Annotated in this window: 18 protein-coding genes; 5 read left to right on the top strand and 13 right to left on the bottom strand. The window is 54.5% G+C overall.

The annotated features are described in order from the left end of the window. Window positions 1-45 precede the first annotated feature (45 nt). The 5 genes from G1C97_RS05080 to G1C97_RS05060 all read right to left on the bottom strand — a co-directional run bounded on the left by G1C97_RS05080 (window position 46) and on the right by G1C97_RS05060 (window position 5,991). Window positions 46-1,080, bottom strand: a complete 1,035-nt coding sequence (locus G1C97_RS05080) for a LacI family DNA-binding transcriptional regulator (protein WP_169240821.1) — start codon at window positions 1,078-1,080, stop codon at window positions 46-48. Between the two features lie 36 nt (window positions 1,081-1,116). Beyond that, on the bottom strand, window positions 1,117-2,658 hold the full coding sequence (locus G1C97_RS05075; RefSeq protein ID WP_169240820.1) for a DUF5597 domain-containing protein: 1,542 nt from the start codon (window positions 2,656-2,658) through the stop codon (window positions 1,117-1,119). A 30-nt stretch (window positions 2,659-2,688) separates the two neighbouring features. Beyond that, the gene (locus tag G1C97_RS05070; protein WP_169240819.1) at window positions 2,689-3,579 is read right to left on the bottom strand and encodes a carbohydrate ABC transporter permease; all 891 of its coding nucleotides are present in this window, start codon (window positions 3,577-3,579) and stop codon (window positions 2,689-2,691) included. A 30-nt stretch (window positions 3,580-3,609) separates the two neighbouring features. Next, window positions 3,610-4,527 carry a carbohydrate ABC transporter permease gene (locus G1C97_RS05065; RefSeq protein WP_169240818.1) on the bottom strand — a complete coding sequence of 306 codons (918 nt, stop codon included), beginning with the start codon at window positions 4,525-4,527 and terminating at the stop codon, window positions 3,610-3,612. Window positions 4,528-4,605: 78 nt separating this feature from the next. Then, entirely contained in the window at window positions 4,606-5,991 is a 1,386-nt protein-coding gene (locus G1C97_RS05060) for an ABC transporter substrate-binding protein (RefSeq protein WP_169240817.1), read from the bottom strand. Window positions 5,992-6,151: 160 nt separating this feature from the next. On the opposite strand from G1C97_RS05060, the gene G1C97_RS05055 reads away from it, so the two are divergent. The 4 genes from G1C97_RS05055 to G1C97_RS05040 all read left to right on the top strand — a co-directional run bounded on the left by G1C97_RS05055 (window position 6,152) and on the right by G1C97_RS05040 (window position 11,529). Beyond that, entirely contained in the window at window positions 6,152-7,879 is a 1,728-nt protein-coding gene (locus G1C97_RS05055; protein ID WP_169240816.1) for a family 43 glycosylhydrolase, read from the top strand. A gap of 198 nt (window positions 7,880-8,077) precedes the next feature. Beyond that, on the top strand, window positions 8,078-8,692 hold the full coding sequence (locus G1C97_RS05050; protein WP_169240815.1) for a sugar O-acetyltransferase: 615 nt from the start codon (window positions 8,078-8,080) through the stop codon (window positions 8,690-8,692). Window positions 8,693-8,958: 266 nt separating this feature from the next. Further along, the gene (locus G1C97_RS05045; RefSeq protein ID WP_169240814.1) at window positions 8,959-10,257 is read left to right on the top strand and encodes an ATP-binding protein; all 1,299 of its coding nucleotides are present in this window, start codon (window positions 8,959-8,961) and stop codon (window positions 10,255-10,257) included. A gap of 144 nt (window positions 10,258-10,401) precedes the next feature. After that, entirely contained in the window at window positions 10,402-11,529 is a 1,128-nt protein-coding gene (locus tag G1C97_RS05040; protein ID WP_169240813.1) for a zinc-dependent alcohol dehydrogenase, read from the top strand. 111 nt (window positions 11,530-11,640) lie between these two features. On the opposite strand, the gene G1C97_RS05035 is transcribed toward G1C97_RS05040, so the two are convergent. The 6 genes from G1C97_RS05035 to G1C97_RS05010 all read right to left on the bottom strand — a co-directional run bounded on the left by G1C97_RS05035 (window position 11,641) and on the right by G1C97_RS05010 (window position 18,595). Continuing rightward, a complete protein-coding gene (locus tag G1C97_RS05035; protein ID WP_169240812.1) occupies window positions 11,641-12,567 on the bottom strand; it encodes a response regulator transcription factor in 927 nt (308 codons plus the stop codon). Window positions 12,568-12,704: 137 nt separating this feature from the next. Continuing rightward, window positions 12,705-13,394, bottom strand: a complete 690-nt coding sequence (locus tag G1C97_RS05030) for a hypothetical protein (protein WP_169240811.1) — start codon at window positions 13,392-13,394, stop codon at window positions 12,705-12,707. Between the two features lie 18 nt (window positions 13,395-13,412). Continuing rightward, a complete protein-coding gene (locus tag G1C97_RS12225; protein ID WP_240951013.1) occupies window positions 13,413-14,684 on the bottom strand; it encodes an ABC transporter ATP-binding protein in 1,272 nt (423 codons plus the stop codon). A gap of 114 nt (window positions 14,685-14,798) precedes the next feature. Further along, complete coding sequence (locus tag G1C97_RS05020; protein ID WP_169240810.1) at window positions 14,799-15,110, bottom strand: transcriptional regulator; 312 nt, start codon at window positions 15,108-15,110, stop codon at window positions 14,799-14,801. Next, complete coding sequence (locus G1C97_RS05015; protein WP_169240809.1) at window positions 15,097-15,723, bottom strand: hypothetical protein; 627 nt, start codon at window positions 15,721-15,723, stop codon at window positions 15,097-15,099. The genes G1C97_RS05020 and G1C97_RS05015 overlap by 14 nt, the downstream gene beginning before the upstream one ends. Before the next feature lie 169 nt (window positions 15,724-15,892). After that, window positions 15,893-18,595, bottom strand: a complete 2,703-nt coding sequence (locus tag G1C97_RS05010) for a DNA gyrase/topoisomerase IV subunit A (protein WP_169240808.1) — start codon at window positions 18,593-18,595, stop codon at window positions 15,893-15,895. Between the two features lie 238 nt (window positions 18,596-18,833). On the opposite strand from G1C97_RS05010, the gene G1C97_RS05005 reads away from it, so the two are divergent. Beyond that, window positions 18,834-20,126, top strand: a complete 1,293-nt coding sequence (locus G1C97_RS05005; RefSeq protein WP_169240807.1) for an alkaline phosphatase family protein — start codon at window positions 18,834-18,836, stop codon at window positions 20,124-20,126. Window positions 20,127-20,139: 13 nt separating this feature from the next. Here G1C97_RS05005 and sepH read toward each other — a convergent pair whose 3' ends face one another. Further along, window positions 20,140-21,294, bottom strand: coding sequence for a septation protein SepH (sepH, locus tag G1C97_RS05000; protein ID WP_169240806.1), 1,155 nt, complete (start codon window positions 21,292-21,294; stop codon window positions 20,140-20,142). 238 nt (window positions 21,295-21,532) lie between these two features. After that, window positions 21,533-24,391 carry a CAP domain-containing protein gene (locus G1C97_RS04995; protein ID WP_169240805.1) on the bottom strand — a complete coding sequence of 953 codons (2,859 nt, stop codon included), beginning with the start codon at window positions 24,389-24,391 and terminating at the stop codon, window positions 21,533-21,535. Window positions 24,392-24,728: the final 337 nt, after the last annotated feature.

Genomic DNA, 24,728 nt, shown 5'->3' with positions numbered 1-24,728 from the left:
GATTAGATTACGCGGAAGGAAAACAGTCGACGATTGTTGCGTACCTCATCGTCCAGCTGTTTGCGTGGATTCCCTCTCTACAAGACTATATCGAGCGTTAACTCTGCGAGCTGGCCCTTGGTATTCCCCTGAAATTCTACTGATAAGCATGTCGACTGTTTTTTCTGCAAAATCATGCATATCTATTTCAACGGAACTGATAGATGGGATAGCGTATGGATTCAGCGATATGCCATCCATTCCAATAACCTTCACATCAGCGGGCACGCTGTATCCACAATCGACCAATCCGCGTATGGCGCCAAACGCCACTGCATCGGATGCGCAAAACAAGCCGTCGAATGGTACATGCGCCTTAACTAAGCGATGTGCGGCAGACAAGCCTTCATCCACAGATAAATTCCTGCTGTTGATGATGAGACTCTCATAGACTGGTAATCCGGACTCGCGTAAGGCCTTCATAGCACCCATGCATCGTAATGATTGTATTGTTGGATCGCTGTCTTCGTGAGCTGTTTTTCGGAGGTCAACGCCTATCATAGCTATGTTGGAGCAACCTAATCCAATAAGATGGCTTACCGCAACATAAGCGCCCTCACTGTTTGCTGTATTCACGGTATCCAATATTGGTTCCCGAGAACAGTCGTCGAGCAGAACGGTGGGTTTATTTTTGCTTATCTCAATAATTCGACGTACTGGTAACTTCGTCGATCCTAAAATGAGACCATCGCATGGTTGATCCGAAATACGTCTTAGTGCCTTTTCGACGCTCGAAGCCTTGATGCCGGTTTGGAAAACATTGCCTCGATATCCCTTTTCTTCCACAATCGGAATAGCCACTGAATTAAACTTTGAGAAGAAGTAGGGAATGTCCAACTCGTGTACTCCTATGGAAATCGCATAGGTTTTTCCATAGCGCAAAGACTGTGCAGAGGTGTTCCTCGTATATCCTAGTTTCTTAACTGCTGTGCGAATCTTCCTAGCTGTGTGGGAGGATACCGATTCGCCTCCCTTGAGATAATAAGAAACGGTAGAAGCAGATACGCCAGCTTCCTTTGCTACATCTTTTATCGTAACCATGTTCTTGCCTATTCCAGATCGCTGTTCTGACTGGACTCAGTCCTTTTTTCGATTTTCCGATACATGAATCCGACGCCAGCTGGGAACATCGTCGAATACCGCTACGGCACCTTCGTCGCCATTCAGCACGCGACGCTTTACCCACTGACCTGAAACGAATTTTCCTTCCTCGATATGCTCGATCATGTTGTTCATGCAACCCATGGAGCAATCACCTACAGATATGGAGCAATTCATCGCTAAGCAGTAAAGCTCGCCATCGCCATCATCAAGAATAAGCCCCGAAGAGAGTGGTGATTGCTGGATCCGTTGGAATCGCAACAGAACATCCATTCCTGAAATATGTATCAGATGACCTCGATCGTCAATGTCGCGTTGAATAAATGCAGTGATTCGATGGTGGTCCCTGTATTGCCTTATTGCCGGAAAACTCTCGGAAAGTAAGTCGTTAAGTTGGGAAAGGCAGTAACTGGTATTTGTCGTGTTGAAAGCTTCGCGATCGATGTTTAATGATTCCAGAAGCTCGGAAGATGCTGGTTGACAGTCCCCGTGCTCTTCGAGATCTTCGATGCCAAATGGGGAATACAGTAATGAACCTATGCCGTACGCATAGAGTGCGGATGATACTGTGGAGACGTCTTGCCGTGCTTCCGGGATAAGGAGCGGTCTGCCGGCAGACTGAAACCGCTTCATAACGGAAGGCGCATTTGGAAGATAAATGTCGGGAGCCAACGCCGTTAAAGATGGGGCTGTGGCGAACCAAATATCATGAACTGATTCTACCGGTCCGCCGACTGGATATGATCCCGGATACCAAGGGTATTGGCGAAGCCAAGCGTTCGTATAGCAGGGGAGCGGATACTGCTGTTGGCCTGCATGCGTGATCTGTTCTACTGCTGAGGCGAAAGCATGTGCCATGAATGCCTCTGCAGAGCGTTCGCCAAATGCCTGATCCCAATTGGTGCCGGCATCGGCAATGGCGTGCAGCGCTTCGGGAATCTGAGACATGAACAGTTGATTGGCTGTATCTGATCGATCACGATCCGTTCCTAGCACTCCGACTTCATTTTCCACCTGCATCATTAATACTGTGGAATCATCGCTGTCCATGGTCCTGATGTGGTGCATGAGTCGCGAGAAAGCATTGGCGTCCGCGGCTATGGCCTCTGCACAGAATGGTGAAATACAGTTGGACGGGGTTCCGGCTGAGGTAATAACTCTCCAGAATCGCTTTGTGTCCTGTTTTACCCATTGGGGAACGTACGATGATTCGGCGTTCTTCCATAAACCGAACCACAGCAGAATCAAATGCGTGTCGTGCTCTCGAGCTTGATGAAGTAAACCATCGAGAATCGAGAAATCGAAGTGTCCCTCACTAGGTTCGATCAGTTCCCAATAGACGGGGACCAGGAGAGTGTTTATATTGAGCTTAGCCACGTTAGGCCATACCTTTTCAGCCATGTATTCCAAGCTGGAAGCGCTGGAATTATGAACTTCGCCGCCGAGGACAAGAAATGGTTTACCTTGAACCATGAGAGTCGCATTGTTATTGCTGTCTATTGAGATAAAAGGAGGCATGATATATTCCTAGAGAAATCGGTCTTACTGTTACATTTTGACGGATCCTGCAGAAAGACCGGACTGCCAGAACTTCTGCAAAAAAACGAAAGCAATAATAAGAGGAATAACTGCTATAAAGGATCCCGTCAAAATCAGGTTATTGGGAACGGAGAGCTGCGCAGAATCTGAAGTCATTTTCAACCATACGTTAAGTCCTACTGTCAACGGGTAATCTTTGGTATCCGAAAGCATGATCAGGGGTAGGAAATAATTATTCCAAACACCTACTAAGGAGAACAAGAGCACCGTTACGAATCCTGGGGAAAGAAGAGGGAAAGCGATACGCCAGAAAATGGTCCACGAATTCGCTCCGTCGAGACGCGCGGCTTCGATGAGAGGAATCGGAATTGAAGTTTGCGCATAGATAATCATCAAATATAGACCAAAGGCATTCGATAATTGCGGGATGATAACAGCGAGCGGAGTGCCCACGAGGCCTATTTGCGAATACAATAGATACAATGGCACCGTAATCACACTACTGGGAATGGACATGAAAGCGAGTGTTGTTGCCAGCAGCCACTTTCTTCCAATAAAATCCATCGTAGCGATGGCATACCCGGCGAAAGTTGCGAATAGTGTTGACCCCAAGCCAGCAACCACCGCGTACATAAGCGTATTCCACAGCCATCGTCCGTAAATACCGTTCTGAAAACTAAATGTATTGACGATATTTTGCAAGAATACGTTATCGTCGGCGAACCATAAACCAGGGGACGAGTATAGTCCTTCGTTTGTTTTTGTGGTAGACATAACTAGCCATACCAGTGGAACAATGCAGTACAGAACCATCATCAGCATGACAAGGTGCAAAATTATAGACATGATTTTTTGACCAATGGTCAGCTCAAGTAGAGAAGCGTGTTTACTATTGCGCATAGTATTTTCCTTTTTAGGTGGTAAATATGATTACTTTTGTTCCCATTTATCGCCGGCAATTTTCACTATGGCAACAAGGATCATGGTAATTACTCCTATAACGATAGAAGCGGCAGCAGCATAGTTGATATTTTGACCGGCGAAAGCGAGATTATATGTATACATATTCGGTGTATAGTAACTGGTAATAGTTTCCGGTGAGATGGCTTTTAATGTATTTGGCTCATTGAATAGTTGCAATGCTCCGATTACCGAGAAGACAACAGTCATTACGATGGCCCCTTTTATTTGAGGAATTTTTATTGACCATGCAATTCGTAATTCTGAGGCTCCATCGACTCTGGCGGACTCATATAATTCTATAGGGATTACTCGTAAGGCTGAGTAATAAATCAGCATATTATATCCCATAAAAGTCCATGTAGCAATATTTGCAATTACAAATAAAACTATTTGACCAGACAATAAATCCGGAGAGGGGATGCTGAAAATGTTTAACATCTGACCAACTAGACCATATTGTTGACCGCAGATATAACCCCACATCAACGCGGCGATAACACTGGGTACGGCATAAGGTAAGAACAGGAGGATTCTTGGTACAGCGAGGTGCTTGATTCTCCCTGAGTCCAACATTAAAGCTGCCAGTAAAGCAAGCATGAGACAAACCGGAACCTGTATGACAAAATAGGCGAGAACTCTGCGGAATCCATCCCATAGCTGATGGTCTGAGAACGCTTGAATATAATTATCAAGCCCTACGAATGTGCTTCCGCCAATCATTCTTGTTTGGAAGAAACCTAAGTATATGGAGTAGATCATAGGAATGATCATTCCTAACATGAAAACCACGATATATGGTAGACAGTAAATTATTCCTATATTTTGTTTCTTGTCTTTTGAATACTGTTTTCTATTGTCATGGTGTAGAGAATGTACTTTAAACATCTTTTACCTTACAAGTATTTTCTAAGAAATCCGGTTGTTGCTGCAATAAATATTTGCAGCAACAACCATAATGAATTATTATTTATTAACAGTAAATCCTTGTTTTTGAGCAAAATCCTCTACTTTTGGCTGGAATGCATTGATTGCATCCTCAAGATCGCCATCGTCAGACAATGCGGGGGCAATGACATCAGTGAAATATGTATTCAATTGACTAAGGAAAGGCAAGTATGACCAATCGGCATTCACTTTATTAGCGGATTCGAAGTAAACAGAATTTGCATCTTGACCGAAGAATTCATCAATGGTCTTCTTCTTTGCTGCCTCTTGTTGGAATTTCGACGAAGCCATGAAGAAGAAGCCATTTGAGTTCTGAAATGCTTCAATGGATTCCTCGGAAGTGTTGAGCCAGTCCATGAAAGCCAGTGCCGCTGCCGCTTTTTCTTGTGGAATGGCAGCTGACAATGCAAGCATGGAACCACCGCTTGCCGTTTTCACGGATTGTGGATCGTCTCCCCAGGCTGGGGGAAGTGTGACCGTGTACTTTCCGGCAAGAGAGGGGTATGATTTTTCAATCAATCCGCCTCTCCAGTTCTCGTCAATCCAGGTCACATACTTTCCGGCATTGATATCGCGCATGAACTCATCGGTTGCGTTTGAAACGCCTTTCAATACGCCATCGTCAAGGCATTTCTGGAGAAAAGCAGTAACTTTCCTTGCTTGTGCGCTATCGGTCGAGAGGCTTATTTCTGAGGTGTTTTCTACCTTCCATAGGGGTGCTGATGCTTGGCGGTAAAACGTGCTCCACGCCTTTGAATCGGTTACGTCAATGAATCCCATGTATTTGGATGGATCTGCCTCATGCAGCTTCTTACCGGTTTCATAAAACTCGTCCCAAGTCTTTGGAATCTCAAGGCCGTGCTCCTGAAGGATATCTTTTCTGGAATACATGGCAATTGGCGCTTGATCTTGCGGTAAACCGTACAGGCCTTGGCCTACGTGGACCGCTTGCCAAGTTGACGGTGAGTATTTTGACGCCCAAGCTTTCTCGATTTCTTCGGATTTGAAATTCAACAGGGAGCCGCTTACCGCGAATTGTGGGTAGCTGTCATAGCCAAATTGCAGTATATCTGGAATTCCCTTTTTCGCGGTCACTGCGTTTTGGAATTTGATCATCATGTCGGATTGGGAACCGGGGTTGACGAAATCAATATGGATATGCGGATATTTTTCCTCGAATGCCTGTACTGATTGCTTGAGATACTCGTATGAAGATGCCCACATGGTCAGATTCACGTCATTGTCGCTTGTCAGGGCGTGCTCTATGTCGGAAAGCTTTATATCCATGCCACTGCTAGCGTTGCCTGCGGACGTGGAGTTCCCACATGCTCCGACGCTAAGCATCAGTACTGATGTCAATGCTGCTGTAGTGATCCTGTGGAAGGCGGATTGAGGTCTGTTCATCGTTAGTGACTCCTTGCACTGTTTTGCGCCACAACATCGTCTGCGCTTTGATAATCGTGACGTTGCGAATTTCGTAACGTCACGAAAAAATGATAGCATACATTTCAGCAGATCACCAACGTGGTTGATACATGCAGGAAACAGTTAAGGAGGTTCGACCATGCAAGCCCAGAGTGCGTCTAATGTAACGGTTGAATCGAAAGTAGTGGCTAATCCCGTACTCCGGGGCATGATGCCTGATCCAACATGCTTATGGGACCAGGATCGTGAATCTATCGTTGTGGTTAACTCAAGTTTCGAACAGGTGCCCGGATTGCCAATAACCGAATCTCCAGATTTATTGACATGGACTCATGCCGGTTTTGCTGTCGATGCTGATATGGGGAATAAGCTTTTTCTGGATTGTGCGCGAGACTCTGGCGGGTTGTTTGCGCCTACAATGCGGAAAAAGGATGGCAGGTACATCATCGCTTGTACGGTGAAGAACGTGGATTGTGATCTTGCTTTGCGGCAGGGGCATTCGCCGCAGGCAATACTCGCATATAAGCGATCTGGAGGAAACTTCATCATTACTGCTGATTCTCTATCTGGTCCCTGGAATGGACCGTTCTGGATAGAAGGTGCGGTTGGCATTGACCCGGATATTTATATCGATTCAGATGGTGTGATGTATTGGACACAGACAACACCAGCCGAACGCCCTAAGTGGAGTGGACAGACTGCAATATGGACGCAGAGGATCTCTTCGGATTCATGGGAATTGCAGGGAGAGCGGACGGTCATTTGGCATGGTGCGTCAACTGAGGCCTTCTGGCCGGAAGGACCACACCTATACCGTTATGGTGATTATATTTATCTGTTTACAGCTGAAGGAGGCACTTATCTCCATCATTCAGAGATGGTTGCGCGAGCATATGCGCCGCGGAGCTTAGATGAGGCGTTGCAATCATCGCGTGTATCTCGGCTTTGCCAGAATTGTTATGAATCTCGACTGTTCCGTCCCAGCCCGAATAATCCGCTTCTTACCCATAGAAATATGGGACTCAGCTTCCCGGTTCAATGCGTAGGCCATGCGGATATTGCGTGCCATCCTCGCTACGGATGGTTGCTATTCTGCTTGGGCGTGCGGCGGTATGCCGATGCCGATGGTCGTAATCCTCGAACTTATCTGGGAAGAGAAACATTCGTCACCACACTGCAATGGCAACAGCAGATTCCTGAGGAAACAGATATTATGGACCGTTGTTTTTCCGGCACAAAAGATCCAGGTTGGCCCGTTGCCTCTCCGGGCATTGGCAGGTTGCCGTTAGCGCTGCGTATTCAGGATGAATCAAGTCGGGTTTCATTGATGGATACCGCGGAATGCTTATATCCGCAGATTGGTCAGCCGCAGATGCCGCCAATCAGCATTGCCGGTGACCGTAGCAATGGAACGTTTCGCAGAATCACTGATTTACCTATGTGGATGTGGTTGTCTGATTCTTTCGAGACAGTTATTCATTTGAGTCGATCGAATTACATCAGTTTTGATGTGTCATCTAGGCCTGCAGGCGGCTGCGATGTAATAGTTCATATGATGATTGACTCATGTATTCATGAATCAATCGTGGCAGTGGAAAAGTGCAATGTGGAGAATATGGCGATAGTGTTTCGAGGGGCGACAACAGAAATAGTCATTGCCGACACTGACGCAGCGCAGCTTAAGCAGAATCTTCGTCCCCAATATGTACTACCTGCCCGTTACACGACGGCACATGTTTTCGATACTGGTTACCTCAGTGTGGAGTCAACTTCTGGATTCGTTGGATGCCTGGCGGGTGTCAGAATGCTTGGGGCTGACGAGATACTACAGGAGGAAAGGCAAGTCGCTCATATGAAGGCGGAGTGAAAAGAGATGAGATATAGTCTCCTGTCATGTCCCTTGGCTGCTTGACTGTTCTTTGCTTGACATGATTCTGTATGCATGAGTTTGCGCTGCCATTCAGCTAACATGAATAGGAATTGAAGCGAGGTTGGTCTGGGATGATGGACTGATCCAGCTTGGCTGAGATTGATACAGACCGCAATGAAGCAGGAGGGCAATCGTATGAGCGTGCCGCAGGAAGTCTTGGATGTGTTGCATTCGCGCGAGGTGTATCTGTGGAACAGCGAACTGATGGACGCTGCCCAGCAGGAGCAGCGAGACATGCTGCGTAAAACCAATGATCTGCCGGCTACCTCGTCGGAGAGAAACCAGTTGCTGCACAAGTATTTTGCCGAAATGGGGAAGAAGACTTGGATCGAGCCGCCGTTTCACGCCAATTGGGGTTGCTCGACCCATTTGGGCAGTTTCGTGTATGTGAACTTCAATCTGACGCTCGTGGACGATGGCGAGATCTTCGTCGGCGACCATACGATGATTGGTCCGAACGTCACGCTCGTCACCACCGGCCACCCGATTCGCCCTGACCTGCGTGAGCGACTCGCGCAGTTCTCGGAGCCAATCCATATCGGTCGCAACGTGTGGATTGGAGCGAACGTCACCGTGCTGCCGGGTGTCACCATCGGAGACAATTCGGTTATCGGTGCGTGCAGTCTGGTCACCAAAGACATTCCCGCCAACTCGGTGGCAATCGGCACCCCATGCCGCGTGTTACGCGAAATCAACGAGCATGATCAGGAATACTACTGGCGTGATAAGTGCATTCCGGAAGGAATGTAGTCAGACATGTTGGTGCGAGCGTGATATCAGTCTTTTTGCGTTCTTACGCTCATCTGTAGTCGCCGTTGCGACATATGCCGGAATGTGAGTGATTGATTAGGGTGCATCAATTATTTCTATAATGTGCAATTCATGATGTTGATTATGTCTGTAATATGCAATTCATAAGCATAGATACATTCTATAATGTTCTTTAATTAGTATCAGAACTACTCTGTAATGTGCATACTCAAGTTGAGGCGGGTATCATGTTAAGAAGAAAAGCCATGACGCAATTGTTGTTCTGGAAAGAACATCATACTAAGCAGGCCATGCTGGTGGACGGTGCGCGACAAGTCGGTAAAACGTATCTTGTCCGAGAATTCGGCAAAGCCAATTATCGGCATGTTGTCGAGCTTAACTTCATCGACAATGAGGATGCGAGAGACGCTGTCAATGCTGCGCGTAACGCGAAAGATCTGTTTCTCGCCATTTCGGCGTATGCGGATGATGAGCTCGTCAAAGGTGAGACGCTAGTTTTTCTCGATGAAATACAGCAGTGCAAGGAAGTGGCGACCAAGATTAAATTCTTGGTGGACCAGTTCGATGACTATGACTTCGTGCTGTCTGGTTCGTTGCTTGGGGTGGAACTGAAGAGTGTTCGATCCGTGCCGGTGGGATATCTTGATTCGATTACCATGTATCCGTTGGATTTCGAGGAATATTGTTGGGCGAATGGTGTGCCAGCCAACGTTTTCACGGAAGTGCATGAGGCGATTGAAGAGAAGCGCGAAATCAATGATGCTGTGCATCGGCGACTGACCAGACTATTTCATGAATATCTCATCGTCGGTGGTATGCCGGCAGCCGTCGCGAATTTCGTAAATGAACATAACGTGCAATCGTTGCGCGTATATCAACAGAACATCATCTCCCGCTATCGGGAAGATATCTCGCAATACACGGAAAGCATCAGACAATCTCGGATTGTTCGCAGAATCTATGATTTGATTCCTAGTGAACTCAATCAGCAAAACAAACGATTCAAGGTAACGAGCGTGGGATCGGGGGCTCGATATGTGCGCTATCAGGAGGAGTTCCTTTGGCTGGTAGATGCAGGAGTTGCGTTACCGGTATACAACGTAGACGAACCGCGCTACCCGTTGATGCTGGCGGAACGTTCGAACCTATTCAAGCTGTTTCTCAGCGACATAGGTCTGTTGACCTGCATGTGTGGCATGGACGTAGTCCGTGACCTTATCAATGATCGCACCGATATCAACTACGGGTCGTTGTATGAAAACGTGGTGGCACAGGAACTGAAAGCGCACGGTTTCGATTTGTATTATTTCAAGAACAACATGATCGGAGAGCTTGATTTCGTTGTCGAACATCCGAGAGGCACAGTGATGCCGATTGAGGTGAAATCAGGCAAGACCTACACGCGGCACAGCGCTTTGAATAAGGCGCTCGCCACCGAGAGCTACGGTATGAAACGAGGCATAGTGCTCGCAGAATCAAACGTGAAAACCGTTGGGCAAGTGGATTATCTTCCCGTATATGCTGTCTCGGTACTGAATCGATAGTGTGCCGCATCTTAGTAGGCGCATATGGAAGGGAACCGAGAAAGCGAGAAGCTTGTTGCGCAAGTGTTGCTGTAGCGTTCTACGGGGCAATCGGACTAATGTAACCAAGTGAAGGCATTCCCTCATCACAAAGGAGTTATGACAATGTCCGAACTAACCATCCCCGCAGAAGGCCGCGTTGCTGTATTGACGGAGCCCAAGCACATCGACGTGCGCACGCTCCCACTGCCGCAAATCAACGATGACGAAGTGCTCGTCCGCGTTGAAGGCTGCGGCATCTGCGGCACCGACCAATCCGAATACCGTGCCGACCCGTTCGGATTCGCGCCCATCGTGCTCGGTCACGAAGCCACCGGCGAAGTCGTGAAAATCGGCAAGAATGTCACCACGGATTATTCCGGCAAACCGCTCAAGGTGGGCGACAAGATCGTTACCGGTCTGCGCCCATGCGGCCACTGTGCCATCTGTAAGCGTCGCGCCGACATGATCCATCTGTGTGAAAACGGCGAAATCCACGGCCTGATGCCCGGCGAAGGCCACTTCTTCAACGGCTGGTATTCCGACTATATGAAGTGCAATCCGGGCGCGGTGATCTTCAATGTGAACGACATGCCCGACCGTGATCTGCGCATCCTGATCGAGCCGGCCGCCGTGATTGTGCACGCTGTGGAGGAAGCCAAGAAGATCTATGATTTTAAGCACGGCTCCCATGTGCTGGTCCAAGGCTGCGGTCCGATCGGCCTGTTGCTGGTCGCACTGCTCAAGACCTACGGCATCCGCAACATCGTGGCCGTGGACGCCAAGGAAGCCCGACTTGAGATGGCCAAGAAGCTCGGTGCCACCGCCACCGTGAACTTCTCCGATTATGATTCCGTGGATGCCGCGGCCGACGCCGTGCGCGAAGCGACCGAAGGGCTCGGCGCGGAAATGGGCTTCCAATGCACCGGCTCACCCGCGGCCGCAGCAGCCCTGTTCAAGTACATTCGCCGTGGCGGCTCCTACTGCGAGGTAGGCTTCTTCACCAATACCGGTGACGCCACCTACAACCCGCATCTGGATATATGCCAGAAGGAAATAAAGCTCACCGGCTCCTGGACCTATCAGGCTGGCGACTGGCTGGAAGCGCAGGAATTCCTCAAGGAAGCCAAGGACCGTGGCCTGCCCGTCATGGACCTGGTGACCAACGTATTCCCGCTCGACCAAATCAACGAAGCCATGGAATACGCGCTCAGCATGCAGGGCCTCAAGATCGAGGTCGTGCCCGAGCTGTGAGGCAGTAGTTTGCTCCTATCGTGAAATAGTGTGCTTACGAACAAGTTAATCATAAACAACTTGTTCGTAAGCACACTATTTGTATTCAATGACAGTAGGCGTTTGCGAGCGCTACCGAATGCGATAATTGGAACCACGCTGGGTCATGATGAGGCCCGCGCGCGTGAGTTTCTTGTCCAACGTGTACAAAGCGTTGCGCAGCAAGCCCTGTTGCTCAAAATACGGTCCGCCCACAAGGCCTACAAGTTCCTTGGTGTTCACGAACTTACCGTCGGCTTTGACCAACGCCTCCAGCAGGCTGTATTCCAAGCGGGAGAGTGTGATTGGACTATGCGTGGACGCATAGTAGGCCCGGCGATGGGTGGTGTCCAACGTGAGATTGCCGCGAATGATCATGGCAGGGGAGTCGGCTGCAAGCGCGCTGATATATGAAAGCAGTTCGGTGTCGGAGAACGGTTTGCGCAGCACGGCATCCGGCTGGTTGGTGTTTACTGGTGTGCCGGATTCCTTTGAATCGTCGGATTCGCTGGACCCATTGGATTCAGATGATGCAGTCGGCTCGGTTGATTGATTCGATTCTATTGGCGCGTATTCATGCGGCAGCGCTCGCCAACGATTGCCTTCGCCGGTCGCGCGGCTCAGCGGGGTAGTGGCAAGCAACAGAATCTTCAATGAGGGGTCGGCGTTGCGCAGTTCCGCAACGAAATCATTGTGCGGCGGTTCGACCAGATCCTCATCGAGCACGATGGCATCATAGGGGACTATAGGGGTGACATCAGTATCGTTCGCGGATTGGGACTGCGCTGAGGTGGAGGTTTGGGCCGGAGCGCCAGTTTGCACAGTCTTAGTCTGATTGTCGGCCGGTGCTTTGGCTCCAACTTCAGCCTCCGCTACAACCTGCCCTTGCTGTGCCGCGATGATCGCACGCAATGTCGCTTCCCGGGTGCCGGTCTGGTCAACCTCATGCTGCGCGCCCAGCAACGTGCCGCGAATGGCGCGGGCGAGCGGCTCATTCGATGCGGCGACCAGTAATTTCATGAGGCACCTCCTACGTCGCCCAGTGTAGACCGGGGTATGCAGTGTAGGTCGAGGTATGGCAGAGGTTCTAGATGCTAATATCGTCCAGAGCCTTTCGCCTAGTCTAGGCCGGAATGTGGCTGGTCAGAGAAGTGTGATTACAGAATGGGGCGCAACGTCATAGGATAACGTCGATGCGCGGAAATAATGCTGAACGCAACGGCAAGGATGCCGAATGTAATCAGCACAATCAACGCCCAAGTCGCGGACATCATTAGCATCACAACGATAAACGCCAGCATCGGCACAGAAGACACCAGCGACACCACCGAGAACGAGCCGACTGAGGCCGCATGCGAGGCAAGTAGCATCTGCTCGCCGGCGAATGCAATCACCGCTGGCGTAAGCACAATGCACACGGTTTCGGGAATCGCGGCGCTGCTCCAATGGGCCAATCCTCCCCAAGCCAGATAGCCAAGGATACTCATCGACATGATTTCGGCGATGAGCATCGGCAACAGGCTTTTGGCGATGCAATACTGCAGCATCGAGTGGCCGGATGCGCGCCATGTTTCCACAGTGCCGTCGCTTTCCACTGCGGCCGACATATCCATCTCATTGGGATTGGCCATCAGCGTGCATATTGCCAATTCACTGCCCAAAAGCCCATACCACGGCGCGAGCGTCTGTGCCGCGGATAATCCGTCTATAGTGGCAGGATTTTTGGGGTCACTGGCGGAGAGCACGGCAATCATCACCGGAATGAACAGCCAAAGGCCGATGCCGAGTGCCAGATATAACGGGTTCTTGCGTAACAGAGTCCAATCTTTCCAAAGCATTGCGTGCATAAGAGCCTCCTTTGATGACTACTGTTTGCTGATGCCGAAGTTCACGTTGCTGCGTTCATGCCCGAGCGTGGCAGCTTGTTTGAATGCTTCTATGCTTGGGAAATCAGTGATGGTGCAATCTTTGACGAGATGCTTGTTGTCGAGGATGATGACACGGTCGGTAACTTCCCAGCAGTACTCCAAATCATGCGTAATGGTCAATATCGTGCGACCATTCGCTTTGAGCTGCTTCATCAAGCCGATAAGCAGTTGGCGGGTGATCGGGTCCACCGCATTGGTCGGCTCGTCCAACAGAATGAGCTTCGGGTCGAACAACATGCCCGCCACGATGCCTGCACGTTTTTTCAGGCCGCTGGAAAGATCCTTGACTTTCTTGTCGAGATGCTCGCCCAGTTCGAACGCCTGCACCATAGGCAGCGCATCGAGATGCTGCATGTCAAGGGGATGCGGGTTCTCGTGTGTGGCATAGAGCATCGAACGGAACTTGAGATTTTCGCGGATGGTCATCGTAGGGGAGAGGTTTCCGGAATCGCTCAACTGAAACACTTCGCGCATCGAATGGAATATGTTGCCGTTGATTGCAGCGGAACCATGTTGCGGGCGCAACAGACCGGTGATAATGCCGAACAGGGTGGTTTTGCCCACGCCGTTGTATCCCAGAATGCCCAGCGACTGGCCGGCTGGAACATCGAGATTGATGTGTTCCAGCACGGGTTTGCCGCGCTTATAGCCGAACGTCATATCCGTGACGCGGATGGCTGGTAGATGATTGACATCGGTAGCGTTGTTACTCGGTGCGAGAGTGGAACTGGTCATGAGTAAAGCCTTTCCTTTGATACAAATGGACCAGAGATAGAGTGCGAATGCGATGAGCGTGGGCGTGAATGCGCCCGCCATTGCTTGCGGAGTAAGGATTGTTGAACGCAGCGTCGGAGCGATGACATAGGCAAATGCGGTGAGTAGTGCGCTCGCAATGGTGATGGGGATGAGAGCCCACACCAGTTGCGCGATGACGTATTGACGCAGCGGTCGGCCGCAGGCTCGTATGGTGAGGATAGTGCCATTGGCGAGATCGCTGCGAATAGCATCGATGGAAAGCATAGGTGCCAAGCACATGCCCAATGTGATGATGGCGAATTGGTACAGGGCGTTTGCTGCATCGCTTCGTATACCGAGCAAAGGAATCGTGGCTATGCACAGCATTGGCATGGCGATGGCGATGATGGCGATGGCCAGCATCGCGGTGTTATGACGGAGCTGCTGGAAATCTTTGTAAAAGATGGCTTGCATAGATGCCTCGGATTGGTGTGCTGGGTGGCGCTTTGGTGATTTTGGGTAAGCTTGCGCCAAGCCATGCGTGTAATGGTGATTTTGGGTATGGCTTGCGCTGAGAGAAGGCGGAGCCTACTGTCCGGCGACGATTTGACGTAAGGCGGCTACATGGGATTGGAACGCTTGCTTGCCTTCGCGGGTGAGCTTTACCCAAGTAACCTTGTACGCTTTGCCGCCATCTCCGGTCTTCTTATCGAGCTGAATGTAATCGTGCTCGGCCAGTGTTTTGAGATGTTTGGAGCATGTGGCGTCGCTGATTTCGAGCGTATCGCGGAGTACATCGAACCGCATCGTGCCATAGGTGTCAAGCAGGCCGCAGATGCGCAATCGAATCGGAGCATGAATGACTTCGTTGAATACCGGCTGTGGATTATCCGATGTCATGATGTACCTCCGCTGAAGAGCCGAGGGCAGATGACTCAGGGGTGGTGCGCTGTTGCAATGCGCGGACGATTTCGTCAAGTTCCCACGCTTCCATAGCACCATTGATAACCGCGCCAACCAATGCGACTGCCACGGCTGACCACCATGCAGTGGTGGCGAATCCTACGGCAAGCGCCAAAATCGGTGGAATGAAATTGACGAAGAAATGCACGGCAATCGCAATCTTATAGCGGCGGCTCCGCATCGCAGGTTTTGGCGCCTGCCATTGAGGGGCGATGCCCTGGCGGCGGCTATTGAGCATGATGGCCGCAATGAGAAGCAGTAGGCTCATCACCAGCAGAGCAGCCACAATCCATATGGGATTCCACGGCAGGTTGAATCGGTTGAGCCATGCCTGAGGGATGAGCCAATACGTAAATGTGAGCAGACCGAATACGATGGCAACCCAAACGATGTTGGATGTGCGGCGGGCCGCATAGCCGGATGCGATTTTCGCGCGATCGGTATCGAGCGCTTGCAGGGCGCTGAGTGCATCAACCGTTTGCTGCTGATTGCCGGTATGGCTGTCGGAATGCAACTGTTGCGACTGTTGTGCTTTCTGCATGTTCGCCATGATGGCCTCCTTGGTGCGGGATGAGGCCTGCGGGGAATATCAAACCTCTTTCCGTCATGGAAAATAGTATCACTTTCCATAATGGAAAGAGGTTTGCGTGTCGGGGGATATGAGTTTGCTACGAGAGCTCCCCTGGGGGAGGGGAGCCAAGAGCTGTCCAGGAAGATGGTTAGCCGATGAAGGCGATGGGGGAGGCGAGATCCACGCCGGAGCCGTCGCGGCGCATATCCGGTTTCGGCAGCTCTACCGCGGTCCCAGACGATGTGGCCGCATTGAGCGGGTAGAGACCCACCCATGCCAAAATCAGTGTGTTCTGGCCCTTTAGGAAGCGTTGCGAGCGCACGCCGCCCGTGGCACGACCTTTGGTCGGGTACATTTCGAGCGGTGTCACCTTGGCAGCACCGTTCTCAGTGCCAGGTAAGGCATCCACATCGCCGGCAACGGTGAGTACCACGGCGCCGGAGGCCGAGCTCAAACCGTTTTCGCCTTCCTCATACGTCCATGCCACCTTGCCTGCGGGTACCACGTTGAACGCCATCACATGTGCTCCGGCGGCCAGTTTGATGCCGGCCATGCCACCTGCGGTACGACCTTGCGGGCGCACATTCTTCGCCTCGAACGTCAGGAGCGAAGAATCGGAGGAGATGAACACCAGCCGATCGTCATCCTCGGCGGTGGCGGCGAACACCACTTCGTCGTCTTCCTTCAGATCGATCACAGGCCATGAATCCATGGTGGTGGGTGCCTCACGGTTCCAACGTTTAACTACGCCGTTGCGCGTACCCAGAGCCAGCGAGGGGAGCGGGGCCGGTTCGGCAGCGTCCTCATCGCCCTTTTTTGGTTGTTCCATGGCGATGGCGGTCACCACATGCTCACCTGGAACCGGATCGGTGGATTCGGTCATGCCAATCAGCTCATCGGCCTGAACGCCGCCGGTCAGCGTCAATGTTTCCGAGGCGGGCAACGCCGGCAGATCGACCACATGAGCCAACACCAAGCGACCTGCGGAGGTGATCAGCGCAAACGTCGCTTGCGTGGAGGTCGGGAAGATCGTGGTGATCTGATCGTTCGGCTGGCGCTTATCGGACGCGGAACGTGCATGATACACATCCATGGCGCTCGGCGTGGTGCGGGCGATCAGACCGGTGGCGCTCATCATCACCACGCACGGCTCATCATCGATCTTCAATGCGCCGGCCAGAGCGTTCTCCTCGCCGCTCTTCTTCGCTGCCTTGGTGGCGGCGGCCACATCAGCTGCGGCGGAGGAGATCGTGGCTGCTGACTTGACGGCCTCAAGAGCGGACTGGGCAAGTTCGGACGTGCCGGAACCATGTGCGGCCACCGGAGTCAGCGTGCCATCCGGGTCCACGTCGAGCAGCACCGTGCGGCGTGGGGAGCCCCACTTGGCCACGGCCTGATCCATCTCATCGGTTACTACCTGATCCAACGCCTCGGCGGAGGCGAGGATGCGGGTGAGCTCCTCGATGCTTTTCTTGAGGTCATCGCGTTCGGCCTCAAGCTCGATACGATTCATTTTGGTCAGGCGGCGCAAGCGCAAATCCAGAATGTACTGGGCCTGCACATCGTCCAAATCGAAGACGGCCATCAAACGGGTCTTGGCGGCATCCGCATCATCCGATGTGCGGATCACCTGAATCACCTCATCGATGTCCAGCATGGCCAGAAGCAGGCCCTCGACCAAGTGCAGACGCTCCTGAGCCTTCTTCTTGCGATATTCGCTGCGGCGGCGGATAACCACGCGGCGGTGATCGATCCACACCTGCAGCATTTCCTTCAAGCCCATCGCATGTGGACGACCGTTCACCAGTGCCACATTGTTCATGGCGAAGTTGTCCTGCAACGGCGTGTGCTTGAACAATTGCACCAATACGGCATGAGGATCGAAACCGGTTTTGATTTCGATCACCAGACGGGTGCCATTGTGACGGTCAGAGAGGTCAAACGCGCCGGAAATGCCCTCCAGCTTGCGGTTCTTCACGCCATCGGAGATACGTTCGATCACCTTTTCCGGGCCTACCATGTACGGCAGTTCGGTCACCACAATCGCCTGCTTGCGGGCGGTCACATGCTCCACATGCGTGGTGGCGCGCGTAGTGAGCGTGCCACGGCCGGTCTCGTAGGCTTCACGAATGCCGTCGCGGCCAAGAATAGTGCCGCCGGTCGGCCAATCAGGGCCCGGTACATAGCGCATCAGCTGTTCAAGCGTGGCCTCCGGATGAGCCATCAGGAACTTGGCGGCGTTCACCACCTCGCCGAGATTATGCGTGGCGAGGTTCGTGGCCATGCCCACTGCAATACCCGAGCCGCCATTGACCAGCAGGTTCGGAATCGCAGCCGGCAGAACGGTCGGTTCTTTAAGCTTATTGTCGTAATTCGGCGTGAAATCAACCGTATCCTCGTCGATATCAGCGTTCATGCCGAGTGCGGCCGGGGCGAGACGGGCCTCGGTGTAACGGGAGGCTGCCGGACCGTCGTCCAGCGAACCGAAGTTGCCGTGGCCGTCCACCAGCGGCAGGCGCATCGCGAACGGCTGGGCCAAGCGCACCATGGCTTCATAAATAGCGGAATCACCGTGCGGATGCAGCTTACCCATCACCTCGCCCACCACACGGGCGGACTTCATGTATGGGCGATCCGGGCTCAGATTCATCTGACCCATCTGGTAGACGATACGGCGTTGCACCGGCTTCATGCCGTCACGTGCGTCCGGCAAGGCGCGCGCGTAGATCACTGAATACGCGTACTCAAGGAATGACTTGCTCATTTCCTCATTGAGCGGCGTCTCAACGATATGCTCCTTGACGGTACGCGGGTCATAGGATTGCACGGACGGTTTGCGGTGTGATGCCATGGAACTCCCTTTCAAACTTGCCCCATATTAGCAGTGCCGTTGCACTCCCCGCAGCGAATCATGCTCAATCAGTCTGGTACGAGGTTCTTAGCCAGCCAATCACTCAGGAAAAACGGCCGGAATATTGGAATATAGCGAACTGGGATGTTGTGCAAATGATTGTTTTTGCAAGTTTCCCCCTACATGTTTCTTATTGAGAACCGTTCGCTGTGGGGGCGGTGGGGTTACCATAAAGCCTATGACTGTCGAAACGCCGGATATGGATGAACTGTTGCGCTTGGTCCCCACCGCAGCCTATGGAGATGCCGTTTACGTAAACGGGACTTCTGCAGGTGAGCATGGCGGTCGTGGAGGAGCATTGCACCTGTCAGCAGTGTTGCCGGCGTTGTCAAGCGCAATCGGACATCCAATCGCCACCAAAGTCCATGCCGATCCCAAAGCATGTCAGGAGGCTCTTGGCTTTCCGGATGTCAAATCCGCGATCATAGTGCTGGTGGACGGACTCGGCTACTGGAATCTTGCCATGCGTCTTGGGCACGCCCCGTACCTGCGGTCCCTGATGAACGATCGCGTCAATCAAAGGCCTATTTCCACTTGTGCGCCCAGTACGACTGTGGCGGCCATGGCCGCATTTGGTACCGGTACCTGTCCGGGGCTCACCGCCATGGCCGGATACACGCAGCTCGAACCGGAAAGCCATACGCTTATTCAGCTCATTCAGTTCAAAGACGCACTCGCGTCGAAGCCGGCCAATCCTCATATTCCCGTACCTGCGATGATTGACCCGCATGAACTGCAACGGGAACGGACCGTATTCGAGTCTTTGGCCGCTTGCGGTGTGCGCGTCACGAGCTCGGGCCTGCCCAAGTTTGCCGGCTCACCACTGACCGAGGCCGCCTTGCGTGGTACCGCTTATCAAGCCAATGTGACTCCGCGCGACAGGGTGCTTGCCGCCGCGCGGGCCGCGCGCGAACCGGGGCTGACGTACCTGTATGTTCGTGACGCCGATAAGGTGGGACATAACTATGGCTGGGATTCTGAACATTGGGTGGCCGCGTTCGAACATATCGACGCGCAGCTTGCTCTTTTGCGACGTAACGCCCCAACCGGGACGTTGATCGTAATCGTCGCCGATCATGGCATGGTGCAGACCGATCCGAGCCAGCGCATTGATATCGCCGAAGAGTCGCAATTGCAGCAAGGTGTGGAACTGGTGGGCGGTGAGCCCCGGTCATTGATGCTGTATGCCGAGCAGGACGCCGATCCATCCGACATCGCCGCGCGTTGGCAACACAGACTTGGCGACATCGCCCTGGTGAGGACTCGGGAACAGGCGATTGCCGACGGGCTTTTCGGGCCGGTGGCCGACCGCGTCAAACCAATGCTGGGCGATGTGATTGTGCAGGCCGCTGATGCCGTTACATTGGTTGACTCGCGTACACAGAGCGACAAGGCCACGCATCTGCCCAGCGTGCATGGTTCACAGACCATGCTGGAGATGGATATTCCTTGCCTGATTGATATGGCGTGAATATGGCGTGCAATCAGTCGCCGAATAGGATCTCATCCCAGCTGGGGACCGCCGATCGTCCGGACCTGCGTCTGGCCGGTTTGACAGGCGTATCCTGAGCCGGTTTGGAATCCTCATGCGCCCGATCCTGTTCTGTGGCGACCAGCTGTGCATTGGGACCTTGGCGTACTGTTTTATCAGAGATAGCGTCAGACGGGGCAATATCAGATGGAATAGTGGGGGTGCCCGCTGCTTGGTCGGTGTTCCCCGGTCCTGCTGAGGGGACAGATCCGGAGGAGTTGGCGACGGCGACAGGACCACCTGAATGGTCTGGCGCGACGGCGGAAGAACCGTGCGATGAAGGAAGGGCGGTTGCCGATGATGTTGCAGCCCCAATAGGCGGAATTGATCCAGAGGAAGAGATATCGATCGGTGGCATTGAACCGGTGGATATGATCGCCGGTGAATCACCTGACCGCGAAGCTGAAGTAGATGGCGTAGGCATTGCCCATGCCGATACTGCGCGTTCGATGCGCGCCGAGCGCACGGAATCGCCGGGCAATTCGGGCAATGCCGGTTTACCTGCGCCGCTGCCGGAAGCCGCATGCTGTTCTCCTAGAAGCATGCGGGCGGCATTATTGAGACTCATCACGGCGTTATCGTGCATATTCCACGTCCACTCCGCATGGATTTCGCGACCTGCCGAAGTGAAGACAGCCACGATGCGCCACGGCTCAAGACCTCGACGAGTGGATTTCCACGTTACTGATTCCATGCCGATTCCCGCCGAGGCGAGTGTGCGTTCCACCAGTTCGCTGATAGTGCGCACCTTGCTGTCTTTTGGTGCGGCCACGGTGAGGAACTGTTCGATCGCGTATTGTTTCTCGGTTTCCACCGCAGTCGAGAACCGACGAACCAATGTTTCGCTGATGTGGTATTTCTCGGCCACTCTGGCGGGAGAGGCCCCAGCTCGAATCAACGCTTGGATTTGGGAAATCGGCAGTGTGGACTGCTGATGAACCTGATTCATATCCTGCGTTTCGCTGCGCACCTGTTTGGCTTCGAGAATCGCTCGTTCAAGCGTGTCGTCCACGCTGATGACCAGTTCATGGCCGCCAAAGGAGAAGACAAGGTCTCCTTCCTTGCTGACGCGCTCGAAACGGGCCTTTTCAAGCCGATCCCCAGGCATATACACACCACTTTCCGCTACACGGACATTACTTCTTTCCAGTATGCCCCACGTGTCGAACTTTACCAGTATTACAAATCGTGTATCGCGCCGCCAAAAGCCGTTCGGATATCAGGGTCTTCCTGTGGCCGACCGTGAACAAGCCGAGGACCGGCATAGGGTCGTGAGTCAACGAAGACTCAATGATTCCCGTGCCGGTCCTCTTCGCCTTACAGGTTCACACCCGCAAGTTCGCGGTTCAGCCGATGGTGTTGTCCCAGCCGTCCACATGGCGTGCGTGACGCGAGCGGACGAACACACAGCCCGCGCCGGCCACGGCCATGATCGCCATCACCGTCAACGGGAGCATCGCATCCGAACCGGTCGAGGCCAGCCCGTCGGCCACGGCGTCGTCGGCCACGGCAAGCGCCCGTCGGGCCTGCTCGGCCTGCTCCTGCTTGGCCGCAAGCTCACGATTCGCCTTGTCCAACGCGTCCTGCGCATCCTTCCTGGCCTGCTCGGCCGCCTGCACGCGTTTGGCCGCCGCCAACGCCGCGTCGGCCCGCGTCTTCGCCGCGAACGCCGAATCATACCGGGTCTGCGCGTCCGTGACGGCCGCGTCCGCCTCGTCCAACGCGGTGCGGGCGTCCGCAAGCCTCGTGTTCGCGTCCGCCAAAGCGTTCTCCGCGTCCTGCAATCGTTGCGGCGCGTCCGTATACCAGTCCAGACGGTTCTGCGCGTCCGCCAGACTCGACTCCGCGTCCGTCAACTGGGCTTGCGCGTCCGCCACGGCCGTATCCGCCTCGTCCAATGCCGCCTGCTTGGCTGTGAGCGCGGCATCCGCCTGCATGTCCGCCGCCTTGGCCGCATCCAGTTCGGATTGCGCCTCGCGGCGTGCCTGTTCGGCCTGCGCGAGACGGGACTCGGCCTGGGTCTTCGCCGATTGGGCGGCGGCCAGACGGTTCTGCGCGGCCTGAAGACCCGTCTTGTCCGCGATCGCCTGATCGTACGCGGCCTTCGCCTGGTCGACGTTCGTCCGGGCCGTGTCCGCCGCCGATCGTGCGCTCTCGTACGCGTCCGTCTTGGATTGGGCCGTCCGTCGGGCGTCCGCCACGGCCGTGTTCGCCTCGTCCAACGCCGCCTGCTTGGCGGCCGCGTCCGCCTTCGCGTCCGACAGGGCGGTGTTCTTCCCGTCCAGGGCGGCGACCGCGTCGTCGTACGCCTGCTGCGCGCGGCGCAACGATTCCGCCTTCGCGGCCGCGTCCAGCCGGGCCGTCTGCAACGCGACGGCCGTACGCTGCGCCGCCTGTTCGAGGGACGCCAACGCGTCGGCCGCGGTCCGCGCGTCCTGCGCCGCCCGGCGCGCCTGCGTCAACGCCGTCTGGTAGGCGGCGGGAGCGTTCTCCAATCCCGACCTGTAGGCTTTGACTTGTTGACGGTATTCGGCGACCGACACGGCCGTGTCCGACGAATACGCGAAGTTGTGCGCGTTGACCGTGCCGTCGCCCTTGTGTGCGCCGGTGGTGTGCGCGAAACCGGACGCGGTCATGTTCGGGTTGATGATGTTCAGGTAGTGGCCGACCTGATTGTAGAGCGTCGGGTTCACGTAGTACAGGCCGTCGTTGTACTTGTACTGTTCGAGCGACGGATCCTTGGCGACGGCCGCGTCCCACACGGCCTTCTCCCGGTCGTACCAGCCGATCCACGGATTCGGCATGCCCGCGGACAGGTTCTGCCCGCCCGAATAGTACGTGTGCACGATCGTGCCCATCTCGTTGACCATGTACCGGTTGTAGTCGGACGCCAATTGGGCCAATGCGGTCTGCTCGTCGTCCACCGTCCACTCCGGCAGACCCAGGCTCCGACGGATCTGGTTGCCCTGGTCCAGCAGGTCCAACGCGGCGAGCATGTTGTCCAACGTGGTCGCCGAACCCGAACCGTTGAGCTTCAGCCAGTCCGCGTTCTCCGGATCCCTGAGCTCGTCCTGCAGCGTCTTCGCCGCCTCGCTCGCGCCCTTCGACTCGAAGAAGCCGAGCGAACCCTTCGCCAACTGGCTGGCGGCCGTGTCCGCGACCTGTTTCGCCGCGTCCGCCTTCGCCTGCGCGTCCGCCGCCGCCTGGGCCTTCGCCGCCGCATCCGACTGGCCGGCAGTCTTGGCCGCATCGGCCTGCTCCTTGGCCGTCTGCGCGGCCTGGACCGCCGCATCCGCCGACTGGGACGCCTGCTTCGCCGCCTGCAACGCGGCGCGCAGTTCGCTCAGATCCGCGTCCTGCGCGTTCTGGAGACGCTGCACCAGCGCGTCCGCCTGCTCTTTCGCCGTCTGCGCCTCGGATTGCGCCTCCTGGGCCTGCGACAGGGCTTGGGAAGCCGCATCCGCGTCCTGTTTCGCCGCGTCCGCCGCCGCCTGTTTCACGGCCGCGTCCGCCCGGGCCTGATCCCACACGGTCTTCGCCGCATCCGGATCCGCTTTGTCCGCCCTGTCGATGTCCGCCTGCGCGGCCTTCGCCGCCGCGTCCGCCTTGTCGATGTCCGTCTGCGCCTGGGACTTGGCCTCCTGGGCCGCGTCCGCCTTCGCCTGCGCGTCCGCCACGGCCTGCTCGGATTGGGCCTTCGCCGCCTGCGCCGCGTCACGGTCCGTCTGCGCCTGGGACTGTGCCTGCTGCGCGTCCTCAAGCACCTGCGTGGCCTTGTCGATGCGCTCCGCGGCGGCGGTCATGTCCTGCCGCGCCTGGCTGATCCCGTCGGCCGCGTTCGCCGCGTCCTCGGCCGCCTGGTCGCGGGCCGTCTGGGCAGTCCGCTGGTCGGCCGTCGCCTGGTCGAGCGTGTCCTGCGCCTGGGCGCGGTTCGCCTCCGCCGACTGGAGGTTGGCCTGCGCCTGATCCAACTGGACGCCCGCCTGTGTGGCGTTCGACTGCGCGTCCGCCACGCCCTGGTTCGCGGCCTCAAGTGCGGACTGCTTGGCCTGTGCGGCCGACTCGTTGGCCTTCGCGACCGCGTCCGCCGCGGCCTGTCCCGCGTCCGCGGCCGTGTCCGCCGCCATGGCAGTGTTCGGCGCGAGCAACGTGGCGCCCGCCAGCACGGCCGCCGTGACGGCCATCGTCTTCTTCTTCGATGACATGAGATGAACCTCCCTCAACCCTCGATCCCCGGTCTCATACCGGGAACCGTGCATGTCGTTTCCGAAAACGTGAGCCACCTAAGGATTGAACCGTCTTCATTGACGACAGGCGTATTTATGAATATTAGTATGGATAGGAAATCTCACTGCCAGTCAGCCATCATATGAAATGCAAAGATCAAAGTGAGTGGCATTGCGGTTTGATGACCATGGCGCGCATTGCAGATTGAGATATCAGGGGCATGTCCCGAGAGCCACTGACGCAGGTTTCATACCGTGTCGCGACGCGCCGATATACAATTCGTCGTACCGTTAGAAAATGTTGAAATTCCGCCCA

Origin of the sequence: Bifidobacterium olomucense (genome assembly GCF_012932375.1) — a bacterium.
In the GTDB taxonomy this organism is placed as follows: Bacteria; Actinomycetota; Actinomycetes; order Actinomycetales; family Bifidobacteriaceae; genus Bifidobacterium; species Bifidobacterium olomucense.
Note: the sequence above shows the minus strand (reverse complement) of the source record. Positions and strands in the feature narration are given on the sequence as shown.